This is a genomic window from Amycolatopsis sp. AA4, assembly GCF_002796545.1.
Taxonomy (GTDB): domain Bacteria; phylum Actinomycetota; class Actinomycetes; order Mycobacteriales; family Pseudonocardiaceae; genus Amycolatopsis.
Window position 1 is genome coordinate 1,747,164 of record NZ_CP024894.1, and the last position, 14,386, is coordinate 1,761,549.

The 14,386-nt window shown below is 70.0% G+C and carries 12 protein-coding genes; 4 read left to right on the forward strand and 8 right to left on the reverse strand.

Annotated elements, in window-relative coordinates; translation table 11 throughout:
• Positions 1–39 precede the first annotated feature (39 nt).
• Together CU254_RS08395 and CU254_RS08400 are read right to left on the reverse strand one after the other, a co-directional pair.
• Entirely contained in the window at positions 40–1,434 is a 1,395-nt protein-coding gene (locus tag CU254_RS08395; protein WP_009074627.1) for a mycothione reductase, read from the reverse strand.
• A 70-nt stretch (positions 1,435–1,504) separates the two neighbouring features.
• Positions 1,505–2,365 carry a M15 family metallopeptidase gene (locus tag CU254_RS08400; protein WP_086024876.1) on the reverse strand — a complete coding sequence of 287 codons (861 nt, stop codon included), beginning with the start codon at positions 2,363–2,365 and terminating at the stop codon, positions 1,505–1,507.
• Positions 2,366–2,537: 172 nt separating this feature from the next.
• Between CU254_RS08400 and CU254_RS08405 the strand changes: the two genes are divergently transcribed.
• Positions 2,538–3,356: a trypsin-like serine protease gene (locus CU254_RS08405; RefSeq protein ID WP_009074631.1), complete on the forward strand. Its 819-nt coding sequence runs from the start codon at positions 2,538–2,540 to the stop codon at positions 3,354–3,356.
• Positions 3,357–3,375: 19 nt separating this feature from the next.
• Positions 3,376–3,807, forward strand: coding sequence for a GNAT family N-acetyltransferase (locus CU254_RS08410; RefSeq protein ID WP_009074633.1), 432 nt, complete (start codon positions 3,376–3,378; stop codon positions 3,805–3,807).
• A 121-nt stretch (positions 3,808–3,928) separates the two neighbouring features.
• Here CU254_RS08410 and CU254_RS08415 read toward each other — a convergent pair whose 3' ends face one another.
• From CU254_RS08415 to CU254_RS08430, 4 genes are all read right to left on the reverse strand, one after another.
• Positions 3,929–5,095, reverse strand: coding sequence for an 8-amino-7-oxononanoate synthase (locus CU254_RS08415; RefSeq protein WP_009074635.1), 1,167 nt, complete (start codon positions 5,093–5,095; stop codon positions 3,929–3,931).
• A gap of 722 nt (positions 5,096–5,817) precedes the next feature.
• Positions 5,818–7,545, reverse strand: coding sequence for a DEAD/DEAH box helicase (locus CU254_RS08420; protein WP_078560733.1), 1,728 nt, complete (start codon positions 7,543–7,545; stop codon positions 5,818–5,820).
• Between the two features lie 320 nt (positions 7,546–7,865).
• Positions 7,866–8,822, reverse strand: a complete 957-nt coding sequence (locus CU254_RS08425; protein ID WP_100266732.1) for a serine protein kinase RIO — start codon at positions 8,820–8,822, stop codon at positions 7,866–7,868.
• A gap of 382 nt (positions 8,823–9,204) precedes the next feature.
• Positions 9,205–10,191, reverse strand: a complete 987-nt coding sequence (locus tag CU254_RS08430) for an aldo/keto reductase (RefSeq protein WP_100266733.1) — start codon at positions 10,189–10,191, stop codon at positions 9,205–9,207.
• Positions 10,192–10,274: 83 nt separating this feature from the next.
• On the opposite strand from CU254_RS08430, the gene CU254_RS08435 reads away from it, so the two are divergent.
• Positions 10,275–11,801, forward strand: coding sequence for an NAD(P)/FAD-dependent oxidoreductase (locus tag CU254_RS08435; protein WP_234392808.1), 1,527 nt, complete (start codon positions 10,275–10,277; stop codon positions 11,799–11,801).
• A 211-nt stretch (positions 11,802–12,012) separates the two neighbouring features.
• Here the strand turns inward: CU254_RS08435 and yaaA are convergent, their stop codons facing one another.
• Entirely contained in the window at positions 12,013–12,756 is a 744-nt protein-coding gene (gene yaaA / locus CU254_RS08440; RefSeq protein ID WP_009074646.1) for a peroxide stress protein YaaA, read from the reverse strand.
• A gap of 66 nt (positions 12,757–12,822) precedes the next feature.
• Here yaaA and CU254_RS08445 point away from each other — a divergent pair, with 66 nt between their 5' ends.
• On the forward strand, positions 12,823–13,788 hold the full coding sequence (locus tag CU254_RS08445; protein WP_037712984.1) for a GNAT family N-acetyltransferase: 966 nt from the start codon (positions 12,823–12,825) through the stop codon (positions 13,786–13,788).
• A 131-nt stretch (positions 13,789–13,919) separates the two neighbouring features.
• On the opposite strand, the gene CU254_RS08450 is transcribed toward CU254_RS08445, so the two are convergent.
• Complete coding sequence (locus CU254_RS08450; RefSeq protein WP_037712986.1) at positions 13,920–14,276, reverse strand: VOC family protein; 357 nt, start codon at positions 14,274–14,276, stop codon at positions 13,920–13,922.
• Positions 14,277–14,386 lie beyond the last annotated feature (110 nt).

Here is a 14,386-nt window from a genome sequence, read left to right on the forward strand (position 1 = left end):
ATCGCTCCCCGCCGCGATCAACTCTCGGTAGCCCCGGAGTCAGTCCAGCGGCAGGTTCAGCAGCGCGTTCTCCACCAGTTCCGGCATCGCCGGGTGGATCCAGTACTGCCCGCGCGCCATCGACCGCGCGTCGAGGCCGAAGCTCATCGCCTGGATCAGCGGCTGGATCACCGTCGACGCCTGCGGGCCGATGATGTGCGCGCCCAGCAGCTGTCCGGTCGCCGGGTCCGCCAGCAGTTTCGCGAAACCGGTGGTGTCCTCCATCGCCCAGCCGTAGGCGATGCCCGCGTAGTCCTGCTTCGAGACCACAAAGGACAGTCCGCGTTCGGTCGCCTGCGCCTCGGTCAGCCCGACCGACGCCACCTGCGGCGAGGTGAACACCGCGTGCGGCACGAACCGGTGGTCGGCCTTGATCCGGTCGTCCGGGTGCAGCAGATTGTGTTGCACCACGCGGGCTTCGTGGTTCGCGACGTGCTTCAGCTCCAGCGGCGACGAGATGTCCCCGAGCGCGTAAATGCCTTCGACGGACGTCTGCTGGTAGTCGTCCACCACGACGTGCCCGCGCTCGGTGGTGGCGACGCCGGTGGCGCCCACGTCGAGCAGATCGGAGTTCGGCTTGCGGCCGGTGGCGACCAGGACCAGGTCGGCCTCGACCGTCTCCGCGCCCTGCGGGCCTTCGAGATCGAGCGCCACCCCGTTGTCGGTCCGGCGCGCGCGAACCGTCTTGCGGTCCAGCCGGACGTCGAAGCGCTGCGAAGCCAGTTCGGTGAACCGCGCGCTGATGTCCGCGTCCTCTTGCCGCAGCAGCGCGCCGGAGCGGTTCACCACCGTGACCGCCACGCCGAACGACGCGAAGACGTGCGCGAACTCCGCCGCGATGTAGCCGCCGCCCAGGATGACGATGCGTTCCGGCAGGGCGTCGAGCCGCATGACCGTGTCGGAGGTGTAGTAGCCGGTTTCGGCCAGCCCGGGCACGTCCGGGAGCACCGGCCGCCCGCCCGCGGCGAGCACGAACCGGTCGGCGGTGACGACCTCGTCCGGACGGCCGTCGGGGAAGCTGACGCGCAGCTCCTTCATCCCGGTGAACCGGCCCTCGCCGCGGTAGACGTCGACGTTGCGGTTGTCCTCGTGGTTTTCGCGGTACTCCGCGCCGCCCTCGGCGATCGGGTCGATCCGGCCGAAGATCCGGTCCCGGATGTCCGGCCAGCGCACCGCGGTGAGCTCCTCGTCCACGCCGAAGCGGGAGCTGCCCGCGGGCGTCGCGGCGACGTCGGCGGCGTAGACGAACATCTTCGTCGGGATGCAGCCGACGTTCAGGCAGGTCCCGCCGAACACGCCCTTCTCGACGATGGCCGTCCGGAGGTCGGCGAACTCCGGTCCGAGGATCGAGTTGCCCGATCCGGTCCCGATGATCACCAGGTCGTAGTGCGGCACGGCGGTCCTTCCCGAAAGCGGTCTGCTGCCAGCCTAGTCAACTCCGCGGCACGGTCCGGGTGTTCCCGGATCACTCGCCGTTGGCTGTGAAATGCATCCGGTCGACCGGCGACGTCCAGGTCCCGCCCCACTGCCAGCCCACCGCCGCGAACGCGCGCACGACGGGGCCGTTCGCGGTGACCATCCCCGGTCGCACGCTCGCGCGGTCGACGTAGGCGGATGCCAGCTCCGGGACGACGAGATCGCCCTTGGTATAGGGATTGCAGAACGGATTGACGTCCACCGCGAGCCCGTACGCGTGCGCGGACCAGGTTTTCTGCCCGCGGGTCGGACGGCAGACGAAAGCGCTGGTGTTGTTGCCGTCGCCGGTCGGCGGGGCGTTGAGTTCGGCGGGGGAGGTGATGCGCATTTCCTCGATGGGGAACTGCTGTGCATACAGCTCGCTGAACGCTTTCACCACGGCTGGTGCGGCGTCTTTGCGAACCAGCAGTTCGCCGGTGTGCGTGCGACGGTCAAAGCCCCAGAACGAAAGCGTGACGTAGCGGAGGTCGCCCGACGACACCGGGCAGGAGGCCTGCCAGGTGCTGCGCTTGAGCACGGCGTCGGGGACTTCGGCGATCTTCGCGGTGTAAGTCGTGCTGGCCGGCGGCGGGAGGAAGTCCTGGGTCGGCAGCGAGCGGTTCACCAGTTCGGGTGGAGTCGGCTGGATTTCGCCGAAGCCGTCCGGGCGCAACGGCAAGGGGCGGGCACCCACCTGCCAGGTGACGGCGGGCGCGCTCGTCGCTGTCCGAGTTGCCGGAAGTGTCGGACTGTGCGGCATCGAGGGCGCGCTCAACGGACTCGGCGGGGGAGCCGCGGGCGTGCCGGTGGCACATCCGGCCAGCAGAAAGACGATCAGCGCGCCGGCCGCCGCGGCTGTTTTCCGTCGCATGGCTCCAGCTAAGCGAATGCGCTCGGTGTATAGAGAGTCCACCCGTTCCAGTGACACCGTTTTGGGCTTGGCCCGTTTAGGGTAATCGCGGCCGTGTGTGCACGCGCCGGAGTCAAATGATTCCCGAGCGCGTCCAGGCTGTGCTGACGTAGTGCCGATGAAGGGAAAGCCCATGCCCGCGAAGTTCCGTCGTCCGGTCCTGCTCGCGGCGGGCTCGCTGCTCACCGCCGCGATCGCGGTCCCGGTCGGGTCGGCCTGGGCGGCGACGCCGTCCGACCCGGGTTCGCACGCACAGCCCCGGATCGTCGGCGGCAGCGAGGCTTCGCTGGCCGACCACCCGTACGCGGTGTACCTCACCGACCAGAGCGGTTCGCAGTTCTGCGGCGCGGTGATCGTGAGCCCGTCCGCGGTCGCGACCGCCGCGCACTGCGCGAAAGCCCTGCCGAAGTCGTCGGTCCACGTGGTCGCCGGGCGGCAGGACAAGCGCAGCAGCGACGGCGTGGAACTCGGCGTTTCGCGGGTCTGGGTCAACCCGGACTACAGCGACCCGACGAAGGGCGACGACATCGCGGTCCTCACCGTCCGCGGACGGCTGCCGTATCAAGCGGCGAAGGTCGCGGGCAAGAGCGACCAGTCGCTGTACGCGGAAGGCACGCGGGCGACCGTGCTCGGCTGGGGACGGCTTTCCGAAGGCGGGCAGCGGTCGGACGTGCTGCGCAGCGCCGACGTGCCGCTGGTCAGCGACTCCGCCTGCAAGACGGCCTACGACTCGTACGACCCGGCGAGCATGGTGTGCGCCGGCTACCCGCAGGGCGGCCAGGACGCCTGCCAGGGAGACTCCGGCGGCCCCCTCGTCGAGGGCGACACGCTGATCGGCATCGTGTCCTTCGGCGACGGTTGCGGAAAACCGGGCAAGCCCGGGGTGTACACGCGGGTTTCGCAGTTCGCGGACGACATCGCGGCCCAATCCCAGCCGCGGCTGTTCGGCTGACCTGTGTTAAGCAGGTGGCGTGACGACTCTGCACCGCGCCAAGGGGCCCGACCTCGCCGCCGCTGACCTGTACGAGATCCTCCGGCTGCGGTCGGACGTGTTCGTGGTGGAACAGGACTGCGTGTACGCCGACATCGACGGGCTCGACCTGCTCCCGGAAACGGAGCATCTGTGGCTGACCTCGGGTTCGGACGTCGTGGCCTGCCTGCGAGTACTGGCCGAGCCGGGCGGCGGCCGGAGGATCGGCCGGGTGGTGACGGCGAAGTCGGCCCGCGGCCGGGGGCTGGCGGCGCAGTTGATGGCTGCGGCGTTGGAGGGTGCGGCGGGGGAGTTCGTGTTGGATGCGCAGACTTACGCGCAGAAGCTCTACGCGCGCTTCGGGTTTGTGGCTGAGGGCGAGGAGTTTCTGGAGGACGGGATTCCGCACGTCACCATGCGCCGTCCGGCTTGATCACGGGGGTTGATGGCGCGGACGGAACACGTTTGGGTCCGCGATTTCGCACCGCACCGCAGGGGATTGGCGGTGGTGCGTGAGCTTCCGCCCGGTAACGGGATTCCGCGCACTATCCGGGTTAGCTGCGGGGCGCGGTCGCCGCGATCACCTTTACCGCGCGGTCGACGTCGGCCTCGGACAGGTCCGCGCGGGCGGTGAGGCGCAGACGGGAAACGCCGTCCGGCACAGCGGGCGGGCGGAAGCAGCCGACCTGAATCCCTTGCTCCGCACAGGCTTCCGCCCACGCGGTGGCCGCTTGGGGCGACGGCGTCCGCACGGCGACCACGGCGGCTTCCGGCAGATCGGCCGGCAGACCGGCGTTCTTGAGCCCCATCGCGAGGTTCCCGGCGTTCTCGATGACCTTCGCCGGCAGCTCCGGCTCGGACTTGAGCACCTGCAACGCAGTCAGCGCGGCAGCGGCGCTGGCCGGAGCGAGAGCAGCGTCGAAGAGGAAGCTGCGCGCGGTGTCGACGAGATGCCGGATCACGCGTCGCGGGCCGACCACAGCGCCGCCTTGGGCGCCGAGGGCGTTGGAGAGCGTCAGCGTGGTGACGACGTCCGGCGCGGACGACAGCCCCGCGGCGTGCACCGCGCCCCGGCCGCCTTCACCGAGGACGCCGAAGCCGTGCTCGTCGTTGACGACCAGCGCAGCGCTGTGCGCCCGGCAGATTTCGGCGAGTTCGCCCAGCGGCGAAAGCTCGCCATCGAACGAGAACACTGAATCGGTAACCACAATCGCGCGCGGCTTGCGGCGGGTCGCGAGCGCGTGCTTGATCGCCGACGGGGTCGAGTGCTCGACGGCCGCGATGTCCGCCCGGGACAGCCGGCAGCCCTCGACCAGCGACGGATGCACATACTTGTCGGTGACGATCGCGGATTCGGACCCGGACAGGGCCGTCACCGCGCCGAGGTTGGCGGTGAATCCGGAGGAGAAGACCAGCGCCGCCTGGGTCCCGCAGAACCGGGCCAGCTCGTGTTCGAGCTCTGAGTGAAGCTCAGTGGACCCGGTGAGCAGCCGCGATCCCGTGGCCCCCGCCCCCCAGCGCAACGCGGCCGCGGCGGCTGCCCCCGCGACGCGCTTGTCGCGGGCGAGGCCGAGGTAGTCGTTGCCCGCGAGGTCGAGCAGGGCGTGCTGCGCCGGACGCGGGTTCATCCGCCGGGAGAGACCGGCTTCCGCGCGCCGCTGGCCTTCGGTTTCCAGCCAGTCGAAGACGTTCTCAGGCGGCAGCGGCGGAGTGTCAGTCACCCAGGCAGTGTCGCATCCGGCCGGGTGCCGCGTTTGCCGCCCCCGCCCGCGGAACGACGGGAAGCGGGGCGGGGCAACGAAAACGATGCTGGAGGGAGGCTTCGTCCCTGGTTGGCGGGCGAGATCCCCTGTTCGGTGACGAGCCGGGGTGCTGGTCAGTCGGGCTTCAGGGCTAGCGGGTGAGACCTCTGTTCGGTGACGCTCGCTGAGCAGAGGTGTGGGCGCTGGCGACGGCAGACTTGTCGGGGCGCGTCCTTGGAGTTTGGCCTGGCGGCCGCGCCCCTTCCTCGGCGAAGACCGTCGCGTGCGGGCGTGGCTTTCGAAGGACCTGTTCGGCGACGATCGAGGTGTCGCGGAGTCGGGTTTCGGGGTTCTGGCTGGCGGAACGCGGTCGAGCTGGCCAGGCCTTTCTCTCGCGAGGAGAGCAGCGGCAGGGCGTGCTTTACGGGACGCGAGTTTCCCGCTTGGCGACGGCTGCTGTGGCGGAGCATGTTTTGTGGGTTGGCGGGGCGGGCATGGCCCTTCCGCCACGGGCTCGGCGGCTGGGGGTGGGCGGCGCGCAAGGCTCCGGCCGGGCGCGGCGTTCGGGGTGCGGTGACTGCTGCGGGCTCACGGTGCCCACGGGGCTGGCCTTGGCGGTGCGCGACCCGCCTCAGCAGGCGAAACTTCTCCGGAAACGAAGAACGGCCCCGCCGGAGCGGGGCCGTTCTTCAGAGGATCAATCAGGCGTCGTGTCCGCGGCGGGGGCCGCGGCTCGGGCGCTGCGGGCGACCCGCGCCGCCACCGCCGAAGCGGGACTGCTGACGGCTGCGGCTGTAGCCGCCACCGCCACGGTTTTCGCGGGGGGCGTAGCCGCCTTCGCGGGCGTAACCGCCTTCGCGACCGCCCTCACGCGAGTAGCCGCCCTCACGGGCGTAACCGCCTTCGCGGGAGCCGCGGCCTTCGTACGAGCCACGGTTGTAGCCGCCTTCGCGGGGACCGCGGTCTTCGCGCGAGCCGTAACCGCCGCGGTCTTCGCGAGAGCCGCCGAAGCTGCTGCGGCCGCCTTCGCGCGAACCGCGGTAGCCGCCGCCCTCGCGCGAGCCTCGGAAGCCGCCGCGGTCGTTGCCGAAGCCTCGGCCGCCGGAGCGGCGCGGGGACTCCCGGCGGCGCTCCACCACCGGCTCGCCGCTCGGCTCGCGGGCGCCGGTGATGCGCGACAGGTCCTCGTCGTGAGTGCGGATCATCGTGGTCTCGGCGCGCACGCCGGCCCGGTCGGTCATCCGGCGGACGGTGCGCCGCTGGTCGTGCGTCACCAGGGTGACGACGATGCCGGACGCGCCCGCCCGAGCCGTGCGGCCCGCGCGGTGCAGGTAGTCCTTGTGGTCCGCGGCCGGGTCGACGTGCAGCACCAGCGAGATGTTGTCGACGTGGATGCCGCGGGCGGCGACGTCGGTGGCCACCAGGACCGCCGCGTGGCCTTCCTTGAAGTCGGCGAGGACGCGGTTGCGCTGGCCCTGGGTCTTGCCGCCGTGCAGGGCCACCGCGTGCACGCCGCTCTCGCGCAGCCGCTCGGTGAGCCGGTCCACGTGGTGCTTGGTGCGGACGAACATGATCGTGCGGCCCTCGCGGGCGCCGATCCGGGTGATGATGTCCTGCTTGTCCGAGTGCGAGACCTGGAACAGGTGGTGGTCCATGGTGGTGACGCTCGCGGTCGACGGCGCGACCGAGTGCGTGACCGGGTCGGCCAGGTACTGCCGGACCAGCTTGTCGACGTCGCCGTCGAGCGTCGCGGAGAACAGCAGCCGCTGCCCGCCGGGCGGGGTCAGGTCCATGATCTCGCGGACCTGCGGCATGAAGCCCATGTCGGCCATCTGGTCGGCCTCGTCGAGCGCGATGAAGTTGCAGTCGCCGAGCGAGGCGGTGCCCTGGCGGACGTGGTCCGACAGCCGTCCCGGGGTGGCGATCAGCAGGTCGACGCCGCGGGCGAGCGATTCCGCCTGGCGGCCGAACGACATGCCGCCGACCGCGGTGCGGCACCAGAGGCCGAGGGACTTGGCGAGCGGGGTCAGCGAGTCGGCGACCTGCATGGCCAGCTCGCGGGTCGGCACCAGCACGAGCGCGCGGGGGCGCTTCGGGCGGGCCTTGCCGCCGTCGAGCCGGGCCAGGATGGCCAGGCCGAAGGCCAGCGTCTTGCCGGACCCGGTCTGGGCGCGGCCCAGCACGTCGCGGCCGGCCAGCGCGTCCGGGATGGTCGCGGACTGGATGGGGAACGGGGCGTCGATGCCCGCCTCGGCGAGCGCCCGCAGCAGCGGCTCGGGCAGGCCCAGCTGGGCGAAGGTCTTCACGGCGGGGGTTTCCACCGTGTCGTCGTGGAGAACGTCTCCACCGGCCGGCCGGTGCCGCGGCTTGCGCTCGGGGCGGCCCGCTCGGGAGCGGGCGGACTGGCCGGAGTCGTACGTGATGGTCACAAATGCCTCTCGGACGTGGCACGTCGCAAGGAGGCCCGGGCTGCCCGCGCGCAGGCAGGGCAAGATGGTGTGGCGATGGGCGTTCACAGGGACGGACCCGGTGCGCCGAGCCATGGCGTGGCACACCGACGGAAATTGCTTCGGATGGCCGCGAGTCCTTCTGCGGACTGTGGAGGCGACGGACACCAACTCATCCACGCCGCCGTTGCGGTCTTGACACACTCTACCTGAGAGAGCGCGGTTGCCCCGCACCCAGGTGCGCGGTTGTGGGCGGGGTCGCAGGTGTGGGCTGGCGCACACCCGCGGCCCCGCCGCCTTGCTCAGCCGAGACCGGCCGCGGTTTCCAGTTCCCGCAGCAGGTCATCGGTGTCGGTGACCCGTTCGGACAGTCCGCGGCCGTGGAACCAGCCGGCGAGATTCGCGACGTCGCGGGCCAGGAATTCCCGGCCGCGCGGGTTCGCGATCACGTCGACCGCCTGGGGCAGGTCGATCACCATCAGGTGGCCTTGGTGCACCAGGAGGTTGTACGCGGACAGGTCGCCGTGCGCGAGGCCTTGTCCCGCCAGGAGTTCCAGCGCCGACACGGCCTGCTCCCACAGGTCGGCCAGCTCGTCCGGTTCGGGCCGCAGCTGCGCCAGCCGGGGCGCGGCGGTGCCGTCCGGTTCGCCGAGGAATTCCAGCAGGATCTCGGTGCCGTGCCGCTGCACCGGATACGGCACCGGCGCGCCGATCGTCCACAAGCGACTGAGGACGGCGAACTCCGCCACCGCCCACTGTTCGGCGATCAGGTTGCGGCCGAACGAGGTGCGCCCGGCCATCGCGCGCATCTCGCGGGACCGGCGCATCCGCCTGCCCTCGAGGTAACCCGCGTCGCGGTGGAACAGCTTGTGCTCGTCTGAGCGGTATCGCTTGGCCGCCAGCAGGACTCCGTCCTCTCCGGGAAGGTTGCGGCGCAGCAGGTGCACGTCCGCTTCCTTGCCGGTCTTGAGCACGCCGAGGTCGGTGTCGACCGCGGCGAGTTCGGTGACCACCCAGTCCGGCCGCGGATGCGGGCCCTGGTCGGCGTCGTCCCAGCTGGTCCATCGGTCGGCGCCGTCGGGGAGTTCGGTTTCGGTGTAGGCGTCTTCGCGAAGCTGGGCGAGACGGACTCGCTCGGCTTCGGTGAGCCGTCCCCGGCGGGCGGGGGCGGGCTGGTCGTCGTAACGGGGGCGACGGCGCGTCCGGCGGTCGGAGTAGTCGGAGGCGTCGGAAAATTCGTCGAAGTCGTGCTCGCGCACTGGTGGGTTCTCCTAGCTCAGGGTGCCCACCGGGCGAGCGCGTGCTCTAGCCGAGGCGGGCGGGCGGAAGAGGGCAGGACAGCGCCCGGACAATCTCCACGACGCACCTCCCTTTCTTCCGGCAGCCGACGGCATCCCGCCGGACGGCGACTACCTTGCCGCCCGCGTTGAACTCGCGCAACCGATTTATTTCGCGTCTCCTGCCTGCGATGTTGGCCGGGGGTCTGGTGGTGGCTTGGGGCACGTGCCCCGCGCAGTCCTCGCGTCCTGAGCGGATGAGGCGCGTGGATCGCGCGACAGAGTTAAGTCGTGTCTCTCGCTCAGCGCGGCGGCGAGGTGCGGCGGCGCTGGACCCGCCGGTGTCCAGCGCCGCCTCGGGAGGTCAGCGGTTGACGAACGCGAGGTGTGCCGCGTCGTAGCGCTCGCCCGCGAAGTTCTCTGGCGCGGCGACCTTCTCGATCGCGGCGAGATCGTCGGCGGTGAGGTCTACAGTCAGGGCCGCGACGTTTTCCTCCAGGTACTTCTTCCGCCGCGTCCCCGGAATGGGCACCACGTCCTCGCCGCGCGCCTGCACCCACGCCAGCGCCAACTGTCCGGTCGTGACTTTCTTCGCCGCGGCCAGTTCCTCCAGCTTCGCCACGATCGCGAGGTTCCGGTCGAGGTTGCCGTCGGCGAAACGGGGCTGGTAGCGCCGCACGTCGTTGTCCGCCATCGTTTCCGTGGTGCGGTAGCGGCCGGTCAGGAAGCCGCGGCCGAGCGGGGAGAACGGGACGATGCCGATGCCCAGTTCGCGGCAGGTCGGCGCGATCTCGGCTTCCAGGTCGCGGGTCCACAGCGACCATTCGCTCTGCAGCGCCGCGATCGGGTGGACCGCGTGCGCGCGCCGGATGGTCTGCGCGCTCGCCTCGGAAAGCCCGAGGTGGCGGACTTTTCCGGCCTGGACCAGCTCCGCCATCGCGCCGACGGTTTCCTCGATCGGCACGTCCGGGTCGACTCGGTGCAGGTAGTACAGGTCGATGTGGTCGAGGCCGAGCCGCTGCAGCGAGGCGTCGCAGGCTTGGCGCACGTACGCGGCGTCGCCCCGGACCTGGGTCGGTTCGCCGAGGCGGTTCGCGATACCGAACTTCGTGGCCAGCACGACCTCGTCGCGGCGATCGGCGATCGCGCGGCCGATCAGTTCCTCGTTGTGGCCGGAGCCGTAGAAGTCGGAGGTGTCGAGGAAGTTCACCCCGAGGTCGACGGCGTGGCGCAGCGTCTCGATCGACTGCGCGTCGTCGGACGCGCCGTAGCCGTGGCTCATTCCCATGCAGCCCAAGCCTTGGGCGGACACGGTGAGCCCGCCGAGGTTCCGGGTCGGGACGTCGGTCATCATCGCTCCTTCTGCGCCGGATGTTGTCTTCGCCGACGCTAAGACCTGGAGTGCGCTCCGGGTCAAGCATTAGGCTCGCGGCGGTGGACTACGACGCGGTGATCGTGGGCGGCGGGCACAACGGACTCGTCGCGGCTGCCTATCTGGCCCGGGCCGGACGGTCGGTGCTGGTGCTGGAACGGCGCGCGGAGATCGGCGGCGCGGCGGTGTCGTTCCGTGCTTTCCCTGGGGTGGACGTCCGGCTCTCGCGCTATTCGTACCTGGTCAGCCTGCTGCCGAAGCGGATCATGACCGAACTGGGGCTGGGCGTCCAGTTGCGGAGGCGGCGGATGTCGTCGTACACCCCGGTCGGCGACACGGGTCTCCTTGTCGACACGGGCGACGGCGAGCGGACCAGCGCGTCGTTTCGCGCGGTTACCGGGTCCACAAAGGACTATGCGGCGTGGCAACGGTTTTACGCCTCGGCGGCGCGGGTGGCGAAGGCGACTTTCGATTCGTTGACCGAGCCGTTGCCGACACGTGCGGAGTTGCGGGAACGGATTGGCGACGACGAGGCGTGGGGGACGTTTTTCGAGCGGCCGGTGGGGGAAACGCTGCGTGAGTTGTTCGATGACGACGTTGTGCGTGGGGTTGTGCTCACTGACGGGCTAATCGGTACTTGCGCTTCTGCGGATGACGAGGAGTTGCGGCAGAACCGTTGCCTGCTTTACCACCTCATCGGTAATGGGACTGGGGACTGGGATGTTCCGGTCGGTGGCATGGGGGCGGTGACCGATGCGCTCGCGGATGTTGCCCGGCGTGCTGGGGCGCAGTTGGTCACCGGCGCGGAGGTGCTAGGCGTGACGCCGGATGGCGAAGTTCGTTACCGCGCTGGGGATGCGGAGCGGGTGGTGGTTGGTGGGCGGGTGTTGGCTAATGTCTCGCCGCGCACGCTTTCCCGGTTGCTCGGTGAGGAGCCTGTCGAGGAGCCGGAGGGGGCGCAGTTGAAGGTGAACATGGTGTTGCGGCGGCTGCCTCGGTTGCGGGATGCCGGGGTTGATCCGCGTGATGCGTTCGGCGGGACTTTTCATGTCAACGAATCTTTTGCTCAGCTCGAAACTGCTTATCGGGAGGCGGCGGCTGGGCGGATTCCAGCGGTGCCGCCGTGTGAGATTTACTGTCATTCGTTGACTGATCCGTCGATTCTCGGGCCGGCTGAGCGGGCGGCTGGGGTGCAGACGTTGACGTTGTTTGGGCTGCATATGCCTGCTCGGCTTTTCGAGGCGGATAACGACGGGGCGCGGGCGGAGGCGTTGCGGGCGACGTTGGCTTCGTTGAACAGTGTGCTGGCGGAGCCGATTGAGGGGTGTCTGTTGCTGGATGGGGGCGGGGAGCCTTGTGTTGAGGCTAAAACTCCGTTGGATTTGGAGGTGGAGTTGGGGTTGCCTCGGGGGCATATTTTTCATCGGGATTTGTCTTGGCCGTATGGGGAGGGGGCGGCGGCCGGGACGTGGGGGGTGGAGACGGGGTTCGAGAGGGTGTTGTTGTGTGGGGCTGGGGCGGTTCGCGGGGGCGGGGTTAGCGGGATTCCTGGGCGTAATGCGGCTATGGCAGTGCTGGGGGGTGGGTGAGTCTGCTCGTCGCCTGGCGGCGACATTGCGCCCTGAGTGGTTGCGTGGGGCACCCCGATTTTTCATTGTGCTGACGGTTCGGGGGGTGCTTGTCAAGGCGGGAAAGATGCCTTGACAAGCACCCCCGAACCGCAGGGCGGCTTTGTATCGGGGTTGGGGGAGGGGTGGGTGCCCCCGGGGGTTGGGTGCAGTGGTGGCTGTTGGGTGGTGTTTAGTCCGTCAGTAGTTCTAGGGCGTGGTCGCCTGTGCGTTCTACTGTCAGGCCTGCTTTGGTGATTACGCGTACTAGCTGGTCCACAGTGGACGGTTCGGCTCTCGAGGTGGCCAGCACTGCGGCCAGGCGGCCTTTGTAGGCCTTGTTGAAGTGGCTCACTGTGGTGCGGTTGCCGTTGGCGTCTTCGGTTACTACGCGGACGGTCACCGCGTCGGAGCGCAGTTTTGCGAAGGCGGCGTACGTGCCCGAGCGGAGGTCTACTAGCAGGCCTTCCGCGTCGCGCAGTACTGGTTCCAGGACCGGTTTCCACAGGCCTCGTACCGTGCCCAGTGCGGGTACCGTGTTGCCGCCCGAGAGGCGGTACGCGGGGATGGGGTCGGTTGCCGCTACGACGCCGAACAGGGACGACGTGACGGCCAGGCGTTGCTGTGCTTTGGCCAGTCCGGCGCGGGTGAAGCTCTTGACGTCCAGCGCGTCGTAGAGGACGCCGGTGTAGCGGCGCAGCGCGGGCATCGTCGGGGAGGTCCAGAGCTGGGCGTTGCGGGCGACCTCGTCGGCTTGGCGGGCGGAGATGCCCAGTGCGGCGAGGCTCGCGGGGACGTCCGCCGCCAGTTCCACCAGGGCGTCGGCCAGTTTGGCGCGTACTGGGTTCAGCTCTGGGAACGACAGGGCGTCCAGGTCCAGGGGCGCGCCTTTGCCGCCGTCGGCCTTGGTTTCTGAAGGGGGGAGGAGCACCAGCACCCCCGGAGCGTAACCGCCCGGTAATCCAGGTGCGGCGGCCGTGTGTCGCTCCCTACCCTGGCCTGCATGGAACTCACCTGGCGCCCGCTCTCGCTCGCTGACGTCGAGGCCGTCACCCGGCTCTGCACTGCCGCGGAGGAAGCCGACCGCACGGGCGATCATTGGGACGAGGGGGACGTGCGCCAGGAGTTGTCCGGCCCGTCGGTCGACCTGCCCGGCGCGAGCATCGGTGCGTGGGACGGGTCCCGGCTGGCGAGCTACGCCCTGGTCATCCCGCGCGACGCCGCCGACCCGGTGCATCAGCCGCACGTGGCGGCGCTGACTGATCCGGAGTATCGGACCGACGAGGTCGCTTCGGCGCTGACCGAGTGGCTCGTGCGCACGGCACGCAGCGTCCACGCCCGGCATTTCCCGGACGCGAAGCTCGAACTCCACGCTGGCGCGCACGAGAACGAGCAGTGGTACCGCTCGCTCCTCGAACGCGGCGGGTTCAAGCAGGAACGGACCTTCGTGGAGATGCGCGCGGACCTGACCTCGCTGCCGCCCGCTCCGCCGCTCCCGGGCGACCTTCCGCTGGCCGCCTGCGAGAAGCGCTACGACGCCCTCGTGCTCGACGCGCGCAACGCGGCCTTCGCCGGCCACTGGGGCAGCACGTGGCTCTCCGCCGACCAGTGGGAGCACCGGTTCCGCAACAACAAGGACTTCCAGCCTGACCTGTCGTTCCTCCTCCTTTCCCCGGAGCGCGACCGGGTGGTGGCGTTCGTGATGTCGTCGTTCTACGAGGCCGATGCGCTGGCGACTGGAGTGCGGGAGCTGCACGTCAACTACGTCGGCACCTTGGCGGAGGCCCGCGGGCGCGGCCTGGCGTCGGCGCTGCTGGCGCACACCCTCGAAGCCGGTCGCGCGGCCGGCTTCGAGACGTCGTCGTTGTCCGTGGATGTGGACAACACCCACCGAGCGCTCGCGGTGTACGAGCGGTGCGGGTATCGGACTGCTGACCGGAGCTACGGGTACGTGCTTCCGCTCAACTGACCGCCGGGGGTCGGGGCGGCGAGCAGGCGCTGCCCCGACGACAGTTCCCCGTCGCCGGAGCGCACCGGCCGCCGCGTTCGCCATTCAGTTGCGTGCGCCGCTGCTTGCGTCGGCCACCGCTCACTCCATCCTCAATGCGCCCCCTTCGCGGACACGCAGAACACGTTCCCCTCCGGATCCTCCAGCACCGTCCACTCCAGCCCGGGGACCGAATGGTTCCCCAGCTCCGCCGCGCCCAGCTCCACGAGCCGCCGGACCTCCGCCGCCCGGTCGTCCGCTCCGAAGTCCACGTGGACGCGGTTCTTCCCGCTCCGGGGCTCCGGCACCCGCTGCAACCCCAGCCGCGGCACGCCCGGCCCGGGGCTCTCCAGCATCACGAACTCGCCGTAGTCCGCGGCCACCGGAACGCCCAGCGCCGCCGTCCAGAATTCCGCCAGCCGCCGCGGCTCGGCGCAGTCGACGGTGATCATGCCCATCTCCAAACCCATGCCCGCACGCTAACCGCGACCACCGACAAAAACTGCGCCCGCCGATAACCCGCATGCGTCGAGGCCGGGGGGTTGACTACTCTGTGCGAAACGTCTAAGGCCCGCTCAGC